The following is a 21,381-nucleotide window of genomic DNA, read 5'->3' as shown; positions in this document are numbered from 1 at the left end:
AGCCACTACTCACCCAGCTGGTACCCGAGCCGGTCTGCCAGCTTCTGCAGCAGGCCGATGGCGGCGTCGGCGATCACGGTGCCCGGCGGGAAGATCGCGGTCGCCCCGGCCTCGTACAGCTCGTCGAAATCCCCGGGCGGGATGACCCCGCCGACGACGATCATGATGTCCGGGCGACCCACCTCGCCCAGCGCGTCACGCAGCGCCGGCACCAAGGTGAGATGCCCCGCCGCCAGCGAGGACACTCCGACCACATGTACGTCGTTGTCGGCGGCCTGACGGGCCACCTCCTCCGGGGTGGAGAACAGCGAGCCCACGTCGACGTCGAAGCCGATGTCGGCGAATGCCGTCGCGATCACCTTCTGCCCACGGTCGTGACCGTCCTGGCCCATCTTGGCCACCAGGATGCGGGGCCGACGGCCATCGGCCTCGGCGAACTTGTTCACCAGCTCCGTCGCGGTAGACATTCCGCCGACCTTCCCAGCTCCCCCGATTTCGTCCCGGTAGACGCCCGAAATCGTACGGATCTCGGCCTGGTGGCGCCCGTACACCTTCTCCAGCGCGTCGGAGATCTCGCCGAGGGTGGCCTTGGCGCGGGCGGCATTGATGGCCAGGGCCAGCAGGTTGTTGCCCAGCCCGTCCTCGCCGGCGGACCCGGTGGCCTCGGCCGCACGGGTCAGCTCCGTCAGCGCGGCCTGCGTCGCCGACTCGTCGCGGTCGGCTCGAAGCTGCTGCAGCTTGGCCAGCTGCTCGGCCCGCACCCGGCTGTTCTCAACCTTGAGGACCTCGATCTCCTGGTCCTCTTCGACCTGGTACTTGTTGACGCCGATCAGCGGCTGGGCACCGGAGTCGATACGCGCCTGGGTCCGGGCGGCCGCCTCCTCGATACGCAGCTTCGGAATCCCGTCGCTGATCGCCTGCGCCATGCCGCCGTGCTCGTTCACCTCGTGGATGTGGGCACGTGCCTTGTCCGCAAGCTGATGCGTCAGCCACTCGACGTAGTAGGAACCGCCCCACGGGTCGATCGGCCGGGTGGTCCCCGACTCCTGCTGCAGCAGCAACTGGGTGTTGCGGGCGATCCGTGCCGAGAAGTCGGTGGGCAGCGCCAGGGCCTCGTCCAGGGCGTTGGTGTGCAGCGACTGGGTGTGCCCCTGCGTGGCCGCCATCGCCTCGATGCAGGTTCGGGCGACGTTGTTGAACACGTCCTGTGCGGTCAGGGACCAGCCCGAGGTCTGCGAGTGGGTGCGCAGCGACAACGACTTGTCACTCTTGGGCTCGAACTGGGCCACCAGCTCGCTCCACAGCAGGCGGCCGGCCCGAAGCTTGGCCACCTCCATGAAGAAGTTCATGCCGATGCCCCAGAAGAAGCTCAGTCGCGGTGCGAACTTGTCGATGTCCAGTCCGGCATCCAGTCCGGCCTTGATGTACTCGACACCGTCGGCGAGCGTGTAGGCGAGCTCCAGATCCGCTGTGGCACCGGCCTCTTGGATGTGGTAACCCGAGATCGAGATCGAGTTGAACTTCGGCATCTTGGCGCTGGTGTAGGCGAAGATGTCCGAGATGATCCGCATCGACGGCTTGGGCGGATAGATGTAGGTGTTGCGGACCATGAACTCTTTGAGGATGTCGTTCTGGATGGTCCCGGCCAGCTTCTCCGGCGGCACCCCCTGCTCCTCGGCGGCGACGACGTAGAGCGCCAGGATCGGCAGCACCGCGCCGTTCATCGTCATCGAGACCGACACGGTCGACAGGTCGATGCCGTCGAACAACTGGCGCATGTCGAGGATGGAATCGATGGCCACACCGGCCATTCCGACGTCACCCTGCACTCGCGGATGGTCCGAGTCGTACCCGCGGTGGGTGGCCAGGTCGAAGGCCACCGACAGACCCTTCTGGCCGGCGGCCAGGTTGCGGCGGTAGAACGCGTTGGACTCAGCGGCGGTCGAGAATCCGGCGTACTGGCGGATGGTCCACGGCTGGTTCACGTACATCGTCGGGTACGGCCCGCGCACGAAAGGCGGTGCGCCCGGGAAGCTGTCGAGCGGATAGCCGGCCTCGGCCGCCTCGTCGCGGTCGGCAGCGATGTACACCGGCTTGACGTCGATACCCTCGGGCGTGGCCCAGGTCAGCTGCTCGGGGGCGTAGCCGTGCGCGGCGGCGGCCGCCGCCACATGCTCCTGCACCGCATCGGGGGTGACGGACCGAGCCGGCTCGTCACCGCGCAGCGGTACGTCGGCGAAACTACGGATCTCTGATCCAGTTGTGGCAGTCATCTCAGGCCCCCAGTCCGGTGAGGAGGTTCGACAAGGCTTCGACCGCATCGATCTTCGCGGTCAGATATCCGTCGGGCTTCGAGTCGGCTTCGGCGACAGCCTTTTCCGGGCCGGCGAGCAACACCTGACGGACACCGGCAGCGCGGGCGGCGGCCACCGCTCCGGACGCCTCGGCGCCGTAACGGGCATCGGTTCCGCACAGCACCGCCACCGTCGGGGCACCGGCTTCGGCCACCGCCGCGGCAACCGCGGCTGCGTCCAGGACCCCGGGGTTGATCGCCTCGATTCCGCCGGAAGCCAACAGGTTCGACGCGAACGTGGTGCGGATGTTGTGCTCGGACAGCGGTCCCAGCGGCAGCAACAGAACCTTGGGACGTGCACCGGTCGTTGCCAGGAACGCATCCGAACGGTCGCGCAGCGCCTCGAATCCGGCCGCGTACCGAGCGATCGAGGACGCCGAACCACTTTGTGGGAGCGGCTTTTCGTCGAGGTTGGGGAATTCGTTGACACCGGTGATCGAAGTGCGGCGGTGCGCGATGTCGGCACTGCGCCGGGCGGCGACGTCGGCGATCTGGGCAGCGATGTAGTCGCGGGCCGCGACGAATCCGCCGCGCGCCTCGATGTCCTGGAAATGCGCCCAGGCCTGCTCGGCGAGTTGCGCGGTCAGGTCTTCGACAAACCATGAGCCACCGGCCGGGTCGAGCACCTGACCGATGTGCGACTCCTCGAGCAGCAGCAGCTGGGTGTTGCGGGCGATGCGGCGGGTGAAACTCGTCGACGACCCGTCCAGGCCGTCGGGAATCGCCGCGTCGAACGGGTGCACCTGCACGGTGTCGGCTCCCCCGACGCCCGCGGCGAAGGCGGCCAGAGTGGTGCGCAACATGTTCACCCAGGGATCCCGCTGCGTCATCATCGGCAGCGAGGTCACGGCATGGATTCGGGCGGCGCCGGCATCCGCGGCATTGACCACCTCGGCGACTCGGGCCCAGAGCTGCCGCGCGACCCGCAACTTGGCGATCGTCATGAACTGATCATCATCGGCGGCGTACCGGAAACTGATCTGCCGCAGCGCATCCGGAGCCGCTATTCCGCCGTCGTTCATGATCCGCAGATAGGCGACGGCCGCGGCAACCGAGCCGGCGAGCTCCCACGCCGCGCTGGCGCCCAGGTTGTGGAACGCCGGGCCGTCGACCGTGATCGCCCGCACTCCACCGGCGTGGCCGGTGAGCTTGGCGACGGTGGCCGGCAGGTCGGCGTCATCAGAGGCGGGCTGCCCCGAGAGCGGCGCGGTCAGCGGGTCGACACCCAGGTCGATCGACAACCGCGAGCGCTGGTCGTCGTCAAGATCCTCGAGAAGCGGCAACACTGCGTCGGCGACGGCGGTCAGGTCTGCCGCGGTGTTCGCAACGCCTTCGAAGATCACCGGCACCAGATCCAGGAACACACCGTCCAGCAGGCGGTCCAGCTCACCCAGAGCGATACCGTCCTCGCCGCCGACCCGCACGGCCAGCGCACTGGCACCCTCGGTCAGCGCCACCAGCACCGCGCCGTTGACCGTGCCCACGGCGCTGCCCGCGACAGCGGGGAAGCTCTCGACGACCTTCCAGCCCGACTTCACGTCCCGAAGAGCATCGCCGCCGCGAACGAACGGCCACTGCCCCGGCAGGGCGGTCTCCGGAAGCGCGTCCAGGCTGGTGTAGAGCGGCCGGATGGCGAAACCCTCATAGGTTTGCGAATCCAGTAGGCGCTCCGGCTCGGCCGGCAGATCGGCGACATCCCGCCGGCTGCTCTTGGCCAGCACGCCGGCGACCGCCGTCCGCCACTGCCGACGGTCCGACTCGACCGCACTAGTCCCCTGTAACGACACCCGCATCTCCTGTTATCGCAGCGTGTGACCTACCCACTCGCCCCTCAGGCTAAATGATCGCCATCACGGTGCTGACCGCTGGTCGGTCGACTCACGGCGGCGCCCACCGGTGTTCCGCGCCGGCGGCCCGTACTGTTGTATGACGTGAAACCCGTCGTCAGAACCCTGCGCGTGGTGCGCGCCGCGGTGATCGCGACGGCTTCCCAGCTGCCACCTCGGCGGATCGTGGGCCTGTTGGCCGGCATTGTGATTCTCGTCGCAGTTGCCGTGCTGATTCCGTTGCCGACAGCGATGCAGATGCGGGACTGGGCGACCTCGGTGGGGCCCTGGTTCCCGCTGGCCTTCCTCGGCGCCCACATCGTGGTGACGGTCTTCCCGTTCCCCCGCACCGCCTTCACCCTGGCCGCGGGCCTGCTGTTCGGCCCCGTGCTGGGCGTGGCGATCGCGGTGGCGGCCAGCGCGGTGAGTGCGGTGCTGGCCCTGTTCCTGATCCGCGCGGCCGGCTGGCAGCTCAACCGGCTGCTGCCCCACCCCCGGATCGAATCACTGGACACCCGGCTGCGGCGGCGTGGCTGGCCGGTGGTGCTGTCCATGCGGCTGATTCCGGCGGTGCCCTTCTCGGTACTGAACTACGCGGCCGGCGCGTCCGCCGTGCGGGTGGTGCCCTACACCTTGGCGACGCTGGTGGGGCTGTTCCCCGGCACCGCGGCGGTCGTCATCCTGGGCGACGCGTTGACGGGGAACATCAGCCCGGCGCTGATCCTGGTGTCGCTGAGCACCGCCGCACTCGGTGTGACCGGACTGGTCTACGAGATGCGCCTCCACCACCGCGAGCGTGCGCAGCTGCAGCCCGACACACCGCAACCGGTGGACATCCCGCGCATTTTCACAGAGCCGTGAACGGCGCGAGAGGGGACGACGCATGAGCGCACTGCCCGATTTCGGTGCCCGCCTCCTACGCAACCGCAGACTCGTACGTGCCCCGATCTGGCTCTACCGGATCCGGGCCGGAGCGCTGCTCGGCGCCAGGATGATGATGCTCGAGCACATCGGCCGCACCTCCGGTGAACGCCGCTACGTCGTCCTCGAAGTCGTCGACCGGCCGAGTCCCGACACTGTCGTCGTCGCCTCGGGCTTCGGTACGAAAGCGCAGTGGTTCCGCAACATCGCGGTCAACCCGGCGGTCAGGGTGTGGCTCGGCAGTCACCGGCCGGTGTCCGGCGACGCCCATGTCCTCGACCAGCGCCGCGCCGATCAGGTCCTGACCGACTACCGGGAACGCCACCCGACGACCTGGCAGCAGTTCAAACTCGTCCTCGAAGAGACGCTCGGCCAGCCGATCACCGAGACGGACACACCGCTGCCGATGGTCGAGATCCGACTACGGCCGAATCGCTGACGCGCCGGTGCTACTGCGCCCGGTGCGCGCCACCGTCCAGTTCGTTGGGCAGGGCCTCCGGCGGGGTCTCCAATGACGGCTGCGGCGGCCTGGCACTCAGCGGCGGAGTGGTGGCCCGAGCCTCGGCCTCGGCCTTGGCAACGGCTCGGGCGATCTCGGGATCGGTCTCCGTGTTGAACCATTCGGCGACCTCGTCGCTGTCGTCCTCGGGCTTCGGCAGGTCCTCGTCCACGGGCGACGGTGTGTACCGGAAGACGCCGTCCTCGCCGGGCGCCCCCAGCATCTTGGTGAAACCCTGTAACGCCGAACCGAAGTCGCTCGGGACCAGCCAGACCTTGTTCGCCTCCCCCTTGGCCATCTGCGGCAACGTCTGCAGGTACTGATACGCCAGCATCTCCGGGGTGGGCCGGCCCGCCTTGATCGCGGCGAAGGTCTTCTCGATGGCCTTGGCCTGCCCCTGCGCCTGCAGGTACTGAGCGGCCCGCTCACCCTGGGCCCGCAGCATCCGGGACTGCCGGTCGGCCTCGGCGGCCAGGATCGCGGCCTGCTTGGCACCCTCGGCCGCCAGGATCTGCGACTGCTTCTGGCCCTCGGCCTGCTTGATCGAGGATTCCCGCACACCCTCGGCGGTGAGGATCATGGCCCGCTTGTCACGATCGGCCTTCATCTGCTTTTCCATCGACTCCTGGATGGACGGCGGCGGGTCGATGCTGCGCAGCTCGACCCGGGCGACGCGAAGCCCCCACCGGCCGGTCGCCTCGTCGAGCACACCGCGCAGTTGCTGGTTGATCAAGTCGCGTGAGGTCAGAGTCTGCTCCAGGGTCATCCCACCGACGACGTTGCGCAGCGTGGTGGTGGTCAGCTGTTCCACACCGACGATGTAGTTGCTGATCTCGTAGACGGCGGCCTGCGGGTTCATGACCCGGAAATACACCACCGTGTCGATGGCCAGCGTCAGGTTGTCCTCGGTGATCACCCCCTGTGGTGGGAAGGACACAACCCGCTCGCGCAGGTCCACCCGGGCGCGGATCCGGTCGATGAACGGCACCAGCAGTGTCAGCTGACCGCTGACCGTGCGGCTGTAGCGGCCGAGACGCTCGATCACCGCGGCCTCGGCCTGGGGAATGAGCGCGACCGATTTGGCCACCACGATGATCGCGAACACCACAAGTACGAGCAGTAAGACCAGCCCGACTACAGCACCACCCATAGCGAATCCTCCCTGGTACTACATCGATTTGAAGACCACCGCGGTGGCGCCGTCGATTCGCACGACGGTCACATGATCACCCGGTTCGTACACATCGTGATCGTTGAGCGGGCGCGCCGTCCAGACCTCGCCGTCCAGCTTGACCTGGCCCTCGTGCTCGGCCACCCGCTCGAGCACCAGCGCCGACTTGCCCTCCAGCGCCTTGACCAGGTCCGGCAGCCCACTTCCGGCCTCGAAACGGCGCCGCAACGCGGGCCGGACCAAAACCAGCAACAGCACCGACACCACGAGGAACACCGCGCCGTCAGCCCAGAGCGGCAGGTCGAACAGCCAACTCGATCCGCTCGCGGCCAGTGCACCGCCGGCCAGCATGAGCAGGAACATGTCGCCGGTCAGCGCTTCTGCCCCGGCGAGTCCCAGCGCCAGGATGAGCCAGATCAGCGGTAGGGGCATGCGCCCACCCTAGCGAATCAGGCCTTATCGGCGACCGACAATTACACTGCCAGGATCATGTGGTGTCCAAGTGCAACTCTTTCGATGTGGGCCAACGCCTGGCTTGCCGGCGCGGCCGCGCCTGACGACGTCCTCGACGCGTTATCCCAGTGGGCACCAATGCATTCTGTGACCGCTTATGACTCGCAGGCGGCGGTCCGAACCAGCCTGCCCTGGCCGGAGTTGGAGGACTCCGGTTCGGTGTCGTTGCTGCAGACCCTGCGCACCGCTGTCGGCAGATCCGGGACCAGGCCCTCGATCAGGGTGGCCCTGCCGGTTCCCGGCGACGTCCGCGGTCTGCCCGCGGGTTCGCAGTTCCAGCGGGATGCGCTGGCGGTCGGCGAAGCGGTGCTGGTGACCCACGACGAGCTGGACGGCGTCGGGCTGGTGCCGGAGTTCGAGTATTTCGAATTCGATGACGTGGAAACCGAATCCACGTTGGCGCCCGAACCGCGGGCACTGTCGTGGACGGTGTACTCACTGCCTGTTCTGCCGCCGCCGCAGCACTACGACCTCGGCGAGGCCGAGTACGAGTTGAAGTCGGCGGTGCGCTCGGCCGCCGACACCCTGGTCGCGTTGCGGGCCGGTGTCGGTATCGACATCGACGACCCGCGCGGCATGGTGGAGGACATCCTCGAGGCCGGCCGGATGCACCCGATCCCGGACCATGCCCCGACCCGGGCCGTGCGGGTGCTGGAGAACGCCGCCCACGTGGAAGCGATCATCACGGTGAGCTCGGGGCTGATGCCGATCGGCCTACAGAGTTCCTCGGAGGTCCAGATCGCCGGCGATGCCATGAGGCCTCTGGACCGGGTGGTCCGCTCCGCACGGCTGGCCGCACTCGAGGCCATCCTGCAATCCGCTTGGCGGGACTGAATTTTCCCGGCCTCAGGTGGTTCGCGTACTAGGACGGCATGCCACAGCAGTGCGGTGAGCACAGCGCACCGTTGACGCTGAATCCGTAGCCGGGCACCGGCTCAGGACCGGCCACCCGCTGCGGCTCCGCACCCGTGCGGAGCTCATCGATCAGTCCGGCGGCCAACCGGGCGAAACGCCTGTCGGCATTCGGGGTGCCGGCCCGCGCGAAGGCGATACCGGCTTGCTCGGCCTGCAGTCGCAGCTCGTAGTCCAGATCCCAGACCACTTCGATGTGGTCGGCGACGAACCCGATCGGGCACACGATGACCGCCCGGGTTCCCTTCTGGCCCAATGCGGTCAGGTGATCGGCGACGTCGGGTTCCAGCCACGGGATCCGGGGCGGACCCGACCGCGACTGCCACACCTGGTCGAAGTCCTGGTAGCCCGCGGCGGCGGCCACCAGCCGCGTCGCGTAGCCGACCTGGCGACTGTAGAGCCGCGGCCCGTGCCGCTCATCGGCCGCGATGGGTACCGAGTGCGCGGTGAACACCAACCGGGCCTCGTCGCGCAGCTCGGCAGGCAATGTGGCCGCCGCTGCCGCGATCGCGTCGGCGAACATCTCCACCAGCAGCGGATGGTCGAAGTACTGGCGCAGTTTGACGAGCTCGGGGGCGTTCTCGCCCACCGCGGTCCGGGCCCGGGCGATGTCCTCGACGTACTGGGTGCAGCTGGAATACCCACCCCAGGCCGACGTGGTGAACACTGCCGCCCGCCGAATTCCGTCGTCGCGCATCGCCGTAACGGTGTCTTCGACGAAGGGATCCCAGTTCCGGTTACCGAAATAGACCGGCATACCGGGCAATTCGGCCCGCAACTGCTCGATCAGTGCCCGGTTGATCCCATTGATCGGCGATACCCCACCGAAATGCAGGTAGTGCTCGGCGACTTCGGCCAGCCGCTCGGCAGGGATGCCGCGCCCCCGGGTCACGTTCTCCAGGAACGGCATCACCTGATCCGGCGCCTCCGGTCCCCCGAAGGACAGCAGCAGAACCGCGTCGAAGCTTGATGCCCTTCGCGCAAGCGGCTCATCAATCTCCATCAGGGTGCCTCTCCTTTGAACCGCGAAACCGCACTCCGGCAGGGTTTGTGCGAGTGGCACACCTGCCTGAATGCGGTTTCGGCGAAAAACAAGTCAGAGCCGTCGGCTCCGCGCGCAAGCGCTCATCACAACAGCTGGGTGCTGGCGCCGCCATCGGCGTAGACGATGGTGCCGGTGGTGGCGGGCAGCCAGTCCGACAGCAGCGCACACACCGTCTTGGCGACCGGCTCCGGGTCCTTCATGTTCCAGCCGACCGGCGCGCGCTGATCCCAGCCCTCTTCGAGCAGCCGCATCTGATCCCCGGCCTCGGCACCCAGCGCGCCGCCGACGATGGCGCTCATGGCCAGGGTCCGGATCGGTCCCGCCGCAACAAGGTTGGAGCGGACACCGAACGGGCCGGCCTCACGGGCGACGAACCGGTTGACCGACTCGAGTGCGCTCTTGGCCACCGTCATCCAGTTGTAGGCCGGCATCGCGCGGGTCGGATCGAAGTCCATGCCGACGATGCTGCCGCCTTCGTTCATGATCGGCAGCGTGGCCTTGGCCAGCGATGCGTAGGAGTACGCCGAGATGTGGATGCCCTTGGCGACATCCTCGTAGGGGGCGTCGAAGAAGGGGTTGACGCCCATGCCGGTCTGCGGCATGAAGCCGATCGAGTGCACCACACCGTCGAGCTTGTTGCCCTCACCGATGACCTCGCCGATGCGTCCGGCCAGGCTTGCCAGGTGCTCCTCGTTCTGCACGTCGAGCTCGAGCAGCGGTGCCGGCTTGGGCAGCCGGTCGGCGATGCGCTGGATCAGCTTCATCCGATCGAAACCGGTGAGCACCAGCTCGGCGCCGGCCTCCTGGGCCACCTTGGCGATGTGGAACGCGATCGAGCTGTCCGTGATGATCCCCGTGACGAGGATGCGCTTGCCTTCGAGCAAACCTGCCATTGTCCTGACTCCTACTTCGGTGAAGAGTTATGCGAAAGTTCGTGTTGTCCAGAGCTTTTGGGTCAGTGCCCCATACCCATGCCGCCGTCGACCGGGATCACCGCACCCGCGATGTAGCCGGCATCCTCGGACGCCAGGAAGCTGACCGCACCGGCGACCTCGTCTGCGGTGCCGACCCGCTTGGCCGGGATGAACTCCAGTGCGCCCGCCTGAATCCGCTCGTCGAGGGAACGGGTCATCTCGGTGTCGATGTAGCCGGGGGCCACGACGTTCGCGGTGACACCGGCCTTGGACAGTTCCCGGGAGATCGAGCGGGCCATGCCGATCAGGCCGGCCTTGGCGGCTGCGTAGTTGGCCTGGTTGCCGATCCCCCACATGCCCGAGACCGAGCCGATGAAGATGATCCGGCCGAAACGCTTGCGCTGCATGCTGCGCGAAGCCCGCTGCGCCACCCGGAACGCCCCGGTGAGGTTCGCGTTGATGACGTTCTCGAACCGCTCCTCGGTCATCCGCATCAGGAACGCATCCTGGGAGATCCCGGCGTTGGACACCAGAACCTCGACCGGACCCTGGTGCTCTTCGACCTCTTTGAACGCGCGGTCGACGGCCTCGTTGTCGGTGACGTCGCACACGACGCCGAACAGCCCGTCGGGCGCTCCGGATCCGCGGTGGGTGACGGCCACCTTGTGCCCGTCGGCGGCCAGGCGCTGTGCGATCGCCAGGCCGATCCCCCGGTTTCCACCGGTGACCAGCACGGAGCGGGAGACGAATGCCGGTCGGCCGCCGGATTCTGCGTTGGGGCTTTCGGTGGCATTCTCGGTGGCGACGCTGTCACTCATGCCCGCCAACTTATCTCCTCACCAGCATGGTCTGAAAATCGCATCACCCGTGTCGACCGGCGACCACACGGGCCGGATCGCGTCCTAGCCGGGCAGTCTGCGGTTGATCAACAGGGCCGCCACACCGGCCAGCGCCAGCACCAATGCCCCCAGCCGCAGCCAGCCGAGGCTGGCGTCGCCCTTGATCGTCTCGTAGCCGATCTGCTGCTGCAGCGAGGTGAACACCTGCTTCAGCTGCTCCAGGCTGGACGCGGTGAAGGCGTCTCCGCCGGACAGCTTGGCGATCTTGCCGAGCATCTCGTCGTCGACCGGCACCGGCTGGCGCTGATCGTTGATCTCGACATAGCCGTAGGGCGTACCGAAGGACACCGTGGAGATCGGCACCCCCTGGTCCTTGGCGGTGCGCGCCGCGGTGTAGGCACCCTTGGGGTTGTCCGGGTTGGACGGCACGGTCTCCTTGCCGTCGGACATCAGCACGATGCGCGCGGGCGGTTTCTCGTCACCGCCGCCGATCACCGCACCCACGGTGGCGATCGCCTGCAGCGCCGTGAAGATGCCTTCACCGGTGGCGGTCCGGTCGGCCAGCTGCAGCTTGTCCAGGCCGTTCTTGGTGGCCTCGCGGTTGGTGGTCGGCTGTACCAGCACCGTGGCCGTGCCTGCGTAGGCGATCAGGCCCAGGTTGATCCCCGGGGTGAGCTGATCGGCGAACTGCTTGGCGGCTTCCTGCGCGGCGGCCAGCCGGCTGGGCGCGACGTCGGTGGCACGCATCGACTGCGACACGTCGATCACCAGCATCACCACCGCACGGTTGCGCGGAATCCGCACGTCATGGGTGGGACCGGCCATCGCGACCGTCAGCAGGACGAGTGAGACCGCCAACAGCGCGGCGGGCAGATGCCGCCACCGGGTCGGTTGCTTGGGCGCCACACTTTCGAGCAGCTCCATGTTGGCGAACCGCAGGATCCGCTGCTTCCGCGCGCGCTGCACGATGACGTAGTACGCCAGCAGGCCCAGTACCACGAAGAGGAACAGGAACCACCACGCGTGCGCGAAGCCCGTCAGGCTCATCGGACCGAGAATCGGTAAAGTCATGTGCTAGAAGTCATTTCGGTTGGTTGCTGGTCAAGCTTCGTCTACCTGTGCCCGTCGCTCTTCGCGCAAGCGCTCACCGGCTGGCCAGTGCGCCGCGCCGCCGACTAGCCACAAACCGGACCACATCGGCGATCCAGTCCCGGTCGGTGCGGAGGCTCAGCAGCGGTGCATCGCACCGCCGCAACGTGCGGGCCACTTCCTCACGATGGGCCGCGGCGGCCCGCTCGAAATCGCTGCGCAACTGCTCGTCGATGGTGAACTCGCGGGTGACACCGGTCTCGGTGTCCTGCAGCACCACATCGCCGACAGCAGGCAACTCGACGTCGCGCGGGTCGAGGATCTCGATGCCCAGTACTTCGTGGCGCCCGGCGATCGCCCGCAGCGGGCGCATCCAGTTGATCGGCCCGAGGAAGTCACTGATGATCACGGCCATGCCGCGCCTGCGCTCGGGACGACGGAGAGCATCGATGGCACCGGCCAGGTCGCCCCGCACCCCGGGCGCGGCCTTCGGCGTGGTGGCGATCGCCCGCAGCAGCTCCTGCTCGTGCAGCCGCCCACTCAATGCCGGAACCCGTCGCACGGTCTCCCCGTTGGCGATGATCGCGCCGATCCGGTTGCCGCCACCGCTGTTGAGGAACGCGATCGCGGCCGCGGCCGCCACCGCCAGATCACGCTTCTCGCAGCCGGTAGTACCGAAGTCCATGCTGGCCGACATGTCGACGACCAGCCAGGTCTCCAGTTCGCGGTCGGCGATCATCTGTCGCACGTGGGGCGTCTGTGTCCGCGCCGTCACCGACCAGTCCATCCGGCGCACGTCGTCGCCGGGCTGGTAGATCCGCGAATCCCCCGGCTCTGATCCCGGACCCGGGATCAGACCGAGGTGGTCGCCGTGCAGAACTCCGTCGAGCTTGCGCCGCACCGTCAGCTCAAGCTTGCGCAACGCCGCCGTCAACGCGGGGTCCCGAATCTCCCCGCGCTTCAGAGACGGCAGGTCGACGGTGCGTCGGGAACTGGTCACCGACCACCCGCCGCGCCGGCCGCGGCAGGTACGGCGGGCGGAACGGAATGCCCTTGCTGCGGAAGCGCATTCACCTGAGGCAGGGCAACCGTCTGCAGGATCCGGTTCACCACGGTCTCAGCCGAGACCTCATCGGCCAGCGCGTCGTAGGTCAGCACGAGGCGGTGACGCAGCACATCGGGGATCACCTCGACGACATCCTGCGGGATGACGTAGTCACGGCCGCGCACCAAAGCCAGCGCGCGGGCCGCCGAGATGATGCCGAGCGAGGCACGCGGCGAGGCACCGTAGGCGATCCACGCCTTCGCATCGGGCATGCCGAACTTCTCGGGCTCGCGCGTCGCGGTGACGATCCGCACCACGTAGTCCACCAGCGCGTGGTGCACGAAGGTGTTGGCCGCGAGTTCCTGCAGCCGCAGCAGATCGCCGGTGTTCAGGATCTGCTTGGGCTCCGGGGGCTTGACGCCCATCCGGTAGATGATCTCGCGCTCTTCCTCCGGCGTCGGGTAGTCGACGTTGAGCTTGAACAGGAAGCGGTCACGCTGGGCTTCCGGCAGCGCGTAGACGCCTTCCTGCTCGATCGGGTTCTGGGTCGCCATCACCAGGAACGGGCTGGGCAGCGGGAAGGTCTTGCCGCCGATGGAGATCTTGCGCTCGGCCATCACCTCGAGGAGCGCGGACTGCACCTTGGCCGGCGCACGGTTGATCTCGTCGGCGAGCAGGAAGTTGACCACCACCGGGCCCAGCTCGATGTCGAAGTCTTCTTTGCCCTGCCGGTAGATGCGGGTACCGATGATGTCGGTGGGCACCAGGTCAGGGGTGAACTGGATGCGCGCGAAGGTGCCGCCGACGACCTTGGCGAACGTCTCGACCGCCAGGGTCTTGGCCACACCGGGCACACCTTCGAGCAGGACGTGACCCTTGGCGAGCAGCCCCACGAGCATCCGCTCGACGAGCTGGTCCTGGCCGACGATGATCCGCTTGACCTCGAAGATGGCACGTTCCAGGGTGTGCACCTCGGCCTGCAGGTTGCCGTTGGTCGCGGCCTGCGGGGCAGCCGGCCCGGCGTGGGAGCCGGTCGACCCGGGCGGAAAGCCCGGCGCCGGGCTCGAACCGGGATAACCTCCGGCGCCCTGCGGCGGTCCACTCGGTGACGTCATCAACTTCCTCCCACGGTGTTCGACTACAAAACGCTGGTCATGCAAACATGTTCTATCGGGCAATCGGGTGCCCGTCGTCAACTATTCCAGGCACTTCGAGATCCGTCGACGCTGCCCGGAAGACTTCAGGTTCCCCTCAGGATTCGATGATGCGGGCCGCATAGGGCTGGATGCCCGAGGTGCGGACCGGGCTCACGGTGACTTTTTCCGCGCTGCCCGACGCCTCCAGCATCTTCCCGCCGCCGAGATACATCGCCACGTGCTGGCTACCGCCGGGGCCCCAGAACAGGAGATCACCGCGCTTTGCCTGGGCCACCGGCACCTTGCGGCCGGTGTTGTACTGGTCACCCGAGTACTTCGGAATCTGCACACCCACGCCGGCGAAGGCGTAGCGAGTCAGGCCGGAACAGTCGAAGCCCATCTTCCCGGCGTCGTAGTCCACACCGGGGCCGGGACCGGTCAGGGTGCCACCGCCCCACGAGTAGGGCACGCCCATCTGGGTACCCCCGCGCCGGATCGCGTATTCGATGGCCTGCGGGCCACGGACCCGGCCGCCGGGGAATGACGAGGCCGCCTGCTTCGGGGCCAGCCCGATGCTCTGCAGGAACTGCGAACCGAGGTTCTGCGTGGTCTGCAGCGCGAGCTGGCTGACCTGGAACGACGCGTTGGCGATGGCGACCGGGTCGCCGGGCGCCCCGGAGCTGACGAGCTTCGGAAGAGTGGGATCCCACTGCCCGTCGTCAGGCGCGGCACCGGCCGGCGCCACCAAACTGATCGCCGCGAACGCAGTTGCGGCGATCAGTATCAGGCAACGTAAGACGAAGGAGCGCAAGGTATTCCCATCAGTATTCGATGTAGCGGACGACGTACGGGGTCATCCCGCTGGTCCGGACCGGCGAGATCTTGACGTGCGAACCCGTGTAGGGCGCTTCGAGCATCTGGCCGTTGCCGAGGTAGAGCGTCACGTGCTGGCTGCCACCGGGGCCGTAGAAGATCACGTCACCGCGCCGCATCTGCGAGGACGGGATCTTGCGACCGGCGTTGTACTGCGAGCCCGAGTAGTGCGGCAGCTTGATGCCGACACCGGCGAATGCGTAGAGGATCAGACCCGAACAGTCGAACCCGACCGTGTTGGCACCCGAATCGATGCCACGGCTGGCACCGGCTGCGTTGCCACCGCCCCACGAGTACGGAACCCCCATCTGGGAGCCGGCCCGCTGGATGACGTATTCGGATGCCTGCCTTCCGTATACCCGCGGAATAGCCCCGTTGGTGTAGCCGGTCGGAGTGGGCAGGATGCCGAGCTTCTGCAGGAAGCCGCGGCCCATGTTCTGGGTGACCTGAGCCGAGGTCGACGAGATCCCCAGAACGGTGTTGATGATCGCGATCGGGTCACCGCTGACGAACGCACTGGGAATCGCAGGCAGCGTGGGATCCCATTCGCCGTCCCACTTCTGGCCCGCCTGAGCCGGAGCGCCGGGAGCCCGATCCCAGTCCCCCGCCGCGACCTGCGGTGCCGCGCCCTGCGCCGGCGCGGCGGCGATCGGCGCCGAGGCCTTGTGCACCTGAGCGAGTTGGGCTGCCGCCGTTGCCCGTTCGTCGGTCAACCGCTGCAGCTCACCCTGCTGGGCACTGAACGTCTGCTGCGCCTGCTGCAGTGCTGCGACCGCGGAGTCCTGACTGGTCTGGGCATTGACCGTGGCCTGGTCGGCGTTCTGCTTGGCCAGCCGGGCGGCCGACTCGCGGTTCACCTGCTCGGTGCGGGCCCGCTGCAGATCGGTGATCACCTTGTCCGTGCTGGCCGCCAGGGTCTGGCCGGTCGCCGCGGTGCGTGCGATGTCAGCGGGGTCCGACGCGGTCAGATACGAGCTCGACGGGCCGTTGACGTAAGTGGCCGCGGCGAAGGTGTCGAACCTCTTCTGCGCCTCGGCGATGGCGGCATTGGCGTCGGCGATTCCCTGCTGGCTGGCGTCGACCTCCTGCTGCGCCGTCGCTGCGGCGTCGCGGGCGTCCTGCACGTCGACGATGGCCTTGTTGACGGCTTCCTGCTGGGTCTGGATGGCAGCGCCCAACTCCTGCAGCTTCTGGTCGGCGTTGGCCACCGCGGCGACGAGCGTGGCGACCTGATCGGGCGCCCCGGGATCAGCCGCGGCCGGGACACCGCCCGACATCGCCGTGGTCAACAGCATCGCGACGGTCACCGGCACGGCCCAGAAACGGCCGACCAGCCAGGGTGCAGATGCCCCAACTGTTCCTCGCGTACGCGGGACGCCGACGGTGCGTCTCATTCGACTCAAGTCTCCTATGGCTCAACGCCGGCGTACGGCGTTTGCTCGGGGCCTTTGCACAGAAGTCACATGAAGCACAACTGCAACAATGGGTACCGATTGCACCGTACGTCACATCTGAAGCCAAAGAAACTTTAGTCACAAATTACAGGAATGTAATTGCGAATAGTGTGACCTATTAGTGATATTGGGAGATATTCCGAACTAATGTTCGACGGGTTTTTCAGACCTCCGTCGAAGGGGCGCTCGAGGCCCCTGACCCGGCCAATCGTTTGCTGCGCACCTGCAGAGCGCGAGTCAGTGCGGCCGCCGCGGCAACTCCGAGCGTCAGCACGATCGTGAGTGCGGTCCAGGGAAAGTCGGGGGTCGAAATCTCGCCGACGAAATTCTTCGCCGACAACACCGGATTACCGGTTTTGGCCACATCCTGTCCGGCTTCCAAAGTCACCCGGTCGACAGTCGGGCTGTACGTACCGGCGAAAGACGGACTCAGCGCGAGCACGGTCGCACCCGGATTGGCCTCCCCGACCTCCGAGGCGATGTCACGCAGCGGCGTATCGATGCCGGGGTTCTGCGGCAGCACCACGATCTTGAGGTCGACCCCGCCCTGACGGGCGTCGCTGACCACCTGGCGCAGGGCCTCGACATCGGCGTCCGGTGCACTGACCCCGTCGTCGCGAACGTCCGCCTGCACGGCCGCCATGCACTTGGCCACCCCTTCGGGTTGCGCCGGATCCATCCCGACGGTGTCACACACCTCGACCGGGATGTAGGCCGGCAGGAACGGGATGACATGGGGTCCGGTCACAGACGCACGGTATCCCGAGCCCATCCACCCCTGCGAAGCGACACGGAAATCGTCACCGCATCGACCACCTATCGTCATGCCCGGGTGACGCTCGAGGCAGGCGTTGGGCGGGTGCCGGCCGACGGATCACACGGATCGCCCGGACGGGGTGGCAACGAACACGCGACCAGTGAAGACTGGACCCCGGCCCGCCGGCCATTGCAGGACAAGCGTACTGTTAGGATCAGCACGCCGCCGACACAGCCCGTCGCGGCGAGATCTAACCGGGAGTTGATGTGAGCAGCGAGAATACGGAAAATTCGTCCCTTAACTCATTTGGTGCCCGCGACACTCTGACTGTCGGGGACAAGAGCTACGAGATCTATCGCCTCGACGCGGTACCCGGTACCGAAAAGCTCCCGTACAGCCTCAAGGTGCTCGCGGAGAACCTCCTGCGCACCGAGGACGGCGCCAACATCACCAAAGACCACATCCAGGCCATCGCCAACTGGGATCCCTCGGCCGAGCCGAGCGTCGAGATCCAGTTCACGCCGGCGCGGGTGCTGATGCAGGACTTCACCGGCGTGCCGTGCATCGTCGACCTAGCGACGATGCGCGAGGCTGTCGCGGCCCTGGGTGGGGATCCGGACAAGGTGAACCCGCTCTCGCCGGCAGAGATGGTCATCGACCACTCCGTGATCCTCGACGTGTTCGGCAATGCCGGCGCGTTCGAGCGCAACGTCGAGCTCGAATACGAACGCAACTCCGAGCGCTACCAGTTCCTGCGCTGGGGGCAGGGCGCCTTCGACGACTTCAAGGTCGTCCCCCCGGGCACCGGCATCGTCCATCAGGTCAACATCGAATACCTGGCCCGAGTGGTGTTCGAGCGCGACGGGGTGGCCTACCCCGACACCTGTGTGGGCACCGACAGCCACACCACCATGGAGAACGGTCTCGGTGTGCTGGGCTGGGGCGTCGGCGGTATCGAGGCCGAGGCCGCCATGCTGGGCCAGCCCGTCTCGATGCTCATCCCCCGCGTCGTCGGCTTCAAGCTGACCGGTGAGATCAAGCCCGGCGTGACCGCCACTGACGTGGTGCTCACCGTCACCGACATGCTGCGCAAGCACGGCGTGGTCGGCAAGTTCGTCGAGTTCTACGGCAAGGGCGTCGCCGAGGTGCCGCTGGCCAACCGCGCCACCCTGGGCAACATGAGCCCCGAATTCGGTTCCACCGCAGCGATCTTCCCGATCGACGAAGAGACCATCAACTACCTGCGGCTGACCGGGCGTACCGAGGAGCAGCTGGCACTGGTCGAGGCGTACGCCAAGACGCAGGGCATGTGGCACAACGCCGACCACGAGCCGGCCTTCTCCGAGTACCTCGAGCTCGACCTGTCGACCGTGGTGCCCTCGATCTCCGGCCCGAAGCGCCCGCAGGACCGCATCGAGCTGTCGGACGCCAAGAACGCGTTCCGCAAGGACATCCACAACTACGTCGAGGAAAACCTCCCGACCCCCGAGACCAAGCTCGATGAGGCCGTCGACGAGTCCTTCCCGGCCAGCGACTCTGTCGCGCTGTCCTTCGCCGACGACGGTGCGGTCGACGTCCGCCCGTCGGCCGCCAACGGTTCCGAGGGCCGGCCGTCCAAGCCGGTCACCGTCCGCTCCGAGGAGCGCGGCGACTTCGTGCTCGACCACGGCGCGGTCGTCGTCGCGGGCATCACCTCGTGCACCAACACCTCCAACCCGTCGGTCATGCTCGGCGCGGCCCTGCTGGCCAAGAAGGCCGTCGAGAAGGGCCTGACCAGCAAGCCGTGGGTCAAGACCAACATGGCACCGGGCAGCCAGGTCGTCACCGACTACTACAACAAGGCCAACCTCTGGCCCTACCTGGAGAAGCTGGGCTACTACCTCGGCGGCTACGGCTGCACCACGTGCATCGGCAACACCGGTCCGCTGCCCGACGAGATCAGCAAGGCCATCAACGACAACGACCTTTCGGTGACCGCGGTGCTCTCGGGTAACCGCAACTTCGAGGGCCGCATCTCCCCCGACGTCAAGATGAACTACCTGGCCTCGCCGCCGCTGGTCATCGCCTACGGCATCGCAGGCACCATGGACTTCGACTTCGAGTCCGACCCGCTCGGGCAGGACCAGGACGGCAATGACGTCTTCTTGAAGGACATCTGGCCGTCGGCGGCCGAGATCGAGGAGACCATCGCGTCCTCGATCAACCGGGAGATGTTCACCGACTCCTACGCCGACGTGTTCAAGGGCGATGACCGCTGGCGTTCGCTCTCGACCCCCGAAGGCAACATCTTCGAGTGGGACGACGCCTCCACCTACGTGCGCAAGGCCCCGTACTTCGACGGCATGCCCGCCGAGCCGGAGCCGGTCGGCGACATCAAGGGCGCCAGAGTCCTTGCCCTGCTGGGTGACTCGGTGACCACCGATCACATCAGCCCGGCCGGTTCGATCAAGCCGGGCACCCCGGCCGCGCAGTACCTGGACGCCAACGGCGTTGAGCGCAAGGACTACAACTCGCTGGGGTCGCGACGCGGCAACCACGAGGTGATGATCCGTGGCACCTTCGCCAACATCCGGCTGAAGAACCAGCTGCTCGACGACGTGTCCGGCGGCTACACGCGTGACTTCACCCAGCCCGGCGGCCCGCAGGCGTTCATCTACGACGCGTCGGTCAACTACAAGGAAGCCGGCACCCCGCTGGTCGTGTTGGGCGGCAAGGAATACGGGTCGGGCAGCTCGCGTGACTGGGCGGCCAAGGGCACGGTGCTGCTGGGCGTGAAGGCCGTCATCACCGAGTCCTTCGAGCGCATCCACCGGTCGAACCTGATCGGCATGGGCGTCATCCCGCTGCAGTTCCCGGCAGGTGAGTCGGCCGCCAGCCTCAAGCTGGACGGCACCGAGACCTACGACATCACCGGCATCGAGGAGCTCAACAAGGGCAAGACCCCGAAGACGGTGAAGGTGACCGCCACTAAGGAAGACGGCAGCAAGGTGGAGTTCGACGCGGTGGTCCGCATCGACACCCCCGGCGAGGCCGACTACTACCGCAACGGCGGCATCCTGCAGTACGTGCTGCGCAACATGCTGAAGTCGAAGTAATCCTGAATCCGACAACCGAAGCAGCACAGGCGCGGCGCCGAGCCGCGCTTGGGCGAGGAGTTCTCCAGTGCCCAGGGTGACGGACGATCATCTTGCCGCCCGGCGTCGTCAGATTCTCGACGGCGCCCGGCGCTGCTTCGGTCAGTACGGATATGAGAGCGCGACCGTGCGACGGCTCGAAGAAACCATCGGGCTGTCGCGCGGCGCAATCTTTCACCACTTCAAGGACAAGGACACCTTGTTCTTCGAACTGGCCCGGGAGGACGCCGAGCGGATGGCCGAAGTGGCCGCCCGCGAAGGCCTGATCCAGGTGATGCGGAACATGCTTGCCGCGCCCGAGCAGTTCGACTGGCTGGCCACCCGGCTGGAAATCGCCCGCAAGCTGCGCAACGATCCGGCCTTTCACCAAGGCTGGGCGGAACGGTCCGCCGAGCTGGACGCCGCGATCACCGAGCGCCTGCGCCGCCAGAAACAGGCCGGACGTCTACGTGACGACGTGCCGAGTGCGGTCCTGCACATCTACCTGGATCTGGTTCTCGACGGCCTGGTAGCCCGCATCGCCTCCGGCGAGGACCCGAAGAACCTCACCGCGGTGCTGGACCTGGTCGAGGACAGCGTGCGGCAGCAGACGCCGGCGGATAGCTGAATCCTGCTACCGCACAGCGGTTGTGCTCATCACACCCTGGACCGGGTGCGGTGGTTGGGACCGCCGCGGCTGCGCATCGTCGTTCCCGACTCCCGCAGCAAGCTGTGGATCGAGCCGTAAGATCGTCCGGTCGTCGCCACAAGCGTGCGGATGCTGGCACCCCCTTCGTATGCCCTGCGAAGCTCTGACAGCAGTTCGCCACGATTCTTGTTCATATCCCTCATCGACATCTCCCCGCTTGTGATGTCCCGACGGATACCCACAGTAGAAACCACCCACACACCGAGGGGTCG

General features: G+C 67.1%; 19 protein-coding genes. 5 read left to right on the top strand and 14 right to left on the bottom strand.

The genetic code is table 11. The annotated features are described in order from the left end of the window. Nucleotides 1-5: 5 nt before the first annotated feature. Both scpA and mutA read right to left on the bottom strand, forming a co-directional pair. Complete coding sequence (gene scpA, locus TX88_RS16830; RefSeq protein WP_044518338.1) at nt 6-2,273, bottom strand: methylmalonyl-CoA mutase; 2,268 nt, start codon at nt 2,271-2,273, stop codon at nt 6-8. 1 nt (nt 2,274) lies between these two features. Continuing rightward, nucleotides 2,275-4,146, bottom strand: coding sequence for a methylmalonyl-CoA mutase small subunit (gene mutA / locus TX88_RS16825; RefSeq protein ID WP_167333296.1), 1,872 nt, complete (start codon nt 4,144-4,146; stop codon nt 2,275-2,277). Between the two features lie 138 nt (nt 4,147-4,284). Here mutA and TX88_RS16820 point away from each other — a divergent pair, with 138 nt between their 5' ends. Beyond that, nucleotides 4,285-5,040: a TVP38/TMEM64 family protein gene (locus TX88_RS16820; protein WP_044518336.1), complete on the top strand. Its 756-nt coding sequence runs from the start codon at nt 4,285-4,287 to the stop codon at nt 5,038-5,040. 22 nt (nt 5,041-5,062) lie between these two features. Beyond that, nucleotides 5,063-5,539 (top strand): nitroreductase family deazaflavin-dependent oxidoreductase, encoded by a 477-nt coding sequence (locus TX88_RS16815; protein ID WP_044518334.1) that lies wholly within the window; start codon nt 5,063-5,065, stop codon nt 5,537-5,539. A gap of 10 nt (nt 5,540-5,549) precedes the next feature. On the opposite strand, the gene TX88_RS16810 is transcribed toward TX88_RS16815, so the two are convergent. Together TX88_RS16810 and TX88_RS16805 are read right to left on the bottom strand one after the other, a co-directional pair. After that, nucleotides 5,550-6,749: an SPFH domain-containing protein gene (locus TX88_RS16810; RefSeq protein ID WP_044518332.1), complete on the bottom strand. Its 1,200-nt coding sequence runs from the start codon at nt 6,747-6,749 to the stop codon at nt 5,550-5,552. An 18-nt stretch (nt 6,750-6,767) separates the two neighbouring features. Then, on the bottom strand, nt 6,768-7,202 hold the full coding sequence (locus TX88_RS16805; protein ID WP_044518330.1) for an NfeD family protein: 435 nt from the start codon (nt 7,200-7,202) through the stop codon (nt 6,768-6,770). Between the two features lie 57 nt (nt 7,203-7,259). Between TX88_RS16805 and TX88_RS16800 the strand changes: the two genes are divergently transcribed. After that, on the top strand, nt 7,260-8,117 hold the full coding sequence (locus TX88_RS16800) for an Rv1486c family protein (protein WP_044518328.1): 858 nt from the start codon (nt 7,260-7,262) through the stop codon (nt 8,115-8,117). Nucleotides 8,118-8,145: 28 nt separating this feature from the next. On the opposite strand, the gene TX88_RS16795 is transcribed toward TX88_RS16800, so the two are convergent. From TX88_RS16795 to TX88_RS16755, 9 genes are all read right to left on the bottom strand, one after another. Continuing rightward, nucleotides 8,146-9,198 carry a ferrochelatase gene (locus TX88_RS16795; RefSeq protein ID WP_044518326.1) on the bottom strand — a complete coding sequence of 351 codons (1,053 nt, stop codon included), beginning with the start codon at nt 9,196-9,198 and terminating at the stop codon, nt 8,146-8,148. A gap of 125 nt (nt 9,199-9,323) precedes the next feature. After that, nucleotides 9,324-10,133 carry an NADH-dependent enoyl-ACP reductase InhA gene (gene inhA / locus TX88_RS16790; RefSeq protein ID WP_044518324.1) on the bottom strand — a complete coding sequence of 270 codons (810 nt, stop codon included), beginning with the start codon at nt 10,131-10,133 and terminating at the stop codon, nt 9,324-9,326. A 62-nt stretch (nt 10,134-10,195) separates the two neighbouring features. Beyond that, nucleotides 10,196-10,972 (bottom strand): 3-oxoacyl-ACP reductase FabG1, encoded by a 777-nt coding sequence (fabG1, locus tag TX88_RS16785; protein WP_044518320.1) that lies wholly within the window; start codon nt 10,970-10,972, stop codon nt 10,196-10,198. A gap of 84 nt (nt 10,973-11,056) precedes the next feature. Beyond that, nucleotides 11,057-12,064 carry a VWA domain-containing protein gene (locus TX88_RS16780; RefSeq protein ID WP_044518318.1) on the bottom strand — a complete coding sequence of 336 codons (1,008 nt, stop codon included), beginning with the start codon at nt 12,062-12,064 and terminating at the stop codon, nt 11,057-11,059. A gap of 73 nt (nt 12,065-12,137) precedes the next feature. Next, nucleotides 12,138-13,082: a DUF58 domain-containing protein gene (locus TX88_RS16775; RefSeq protein WP_044518315.1), complete on the bottom strand. Its 945-nt coding sequence runs from the start codon at nt 13,080-13,082 to the stop codon at nt 12,138-12,140. After that, nucleotides 13,079-14,242, bottom strand: coding sequence for a chaperone MoxR1 (gene moxR1 / locus TX88_RS16770; RefSeq protein ID WP_044518312.1), 1,164 nt, complete (start codon nt 14,240-14,242; stop codon nt 13,079-13,081). The genes TX88_RS16775 and moxR1 overlap by 4 nt, the downstream gene beginning before the upstream one ends. Nucleotides 14,243-14,378: 136 nt before the next feature. Continuing rightward, on the bottom strand, nt 14,379-15,074 hold the full coding sequence (gene ripB, locus TX88_RS16765) for an NlpC/P60 family peptidoglycan endopeptidase RipB (RefSeq protein ID WP_044518310.1): 696 nt from the start codon (nt 15,072-15,074) through the stop codon (nt 14,379-14,381). A 10-nt stretch (nt 15,075-15,084) separates the two neighbouring features. Next, complete coding sequence (gene ripA, locus TX88_RS16760; RefSeq protein WP_044518309.1) at nt 15,085-16,530, bottom strand: NlpC/P60 family peptidoglycan endopeptidase RipA; 1,446 nt, start codon at nt 16,528-16,530, stop codon at nt 15,085-15,087. A gap of 223 nt (nt 16,531-16,753) precedes the next feature. Then, nucleotides 16,754-17,338 carry an Rv1476 family membrane protein gene (locus TX88_RS16755; protein ID WP_044519488.1) on the bottom strand — a complete coding sequence of 195 codons (585 nt, stop codon included), beginning with the start codon at nt 17,336-17,338 and terminating at the stop codon, nt 16,754-16,756. A 275-nt stretch (nt 17,339-17,613) separates the two neighbouring features. Between TX88_RS16755 and acnA the strand changes: the two genes are divergently transcribed. Both acnA and TX88_RS16745 read left to right on the top strand, forming a co-directional pair. Beyond that, nucleotides 17,614-20,442, top strand: coding sequence for an aconitate hydratase AcnA (acnA, locus tag TX88_RS16750; RefSeq protein WP_044518307.1), 2,829 nt, complete (start codon nt 17,614-17,616; stop codon nt 20,440-20,442). Nucleotides 20,443-20,509: 67 nt separating this feature from the next. Continuing rightward, a complete protein-coding gene (locus TX88_RS16745; protein ID WP_044518305.1) occupies nt 20,510-21,088 on the top strand; it encodes a TetR/AcrR family transcriptional regulator in 579 nt (192 codons plus the stop codon). A gap of 29 nt (nt 21,089-21,117) precedes the next feature. Here the strand turns inward: TX88_RS16745 and TX88_RS16740 are convergent, their stop codons facing one another. Next, nucleotides 21,118-21,312: a helix-turn-helix domain-containing protein gene (locus TX88_RS16740; protein ID WP_044519487.1), complete on the bottom strand. Its 195-nt coding sequence runs from the start codon at nt 21,310-21,312 to the stop codon at nt 21,118-21,120. Between the last annotated feature and the right edge of the window lie 69 nt (nt 21,313-21,381).

This window comes from Mycolicibacterium septicum DSM 44393, assembly GCF_000455325.1.
Classification (GTDB): Bacteria; Actinomycetota; Actinomycetes; order Mycobacteriales; family Mycobacteriaceae; genus Mycobacterium; species Mycobacterium septicum.
Note: the sequence above shows the minus strand (reverse complement) of the source record. Positions and strands in the feature narration are given on the sequence as shown.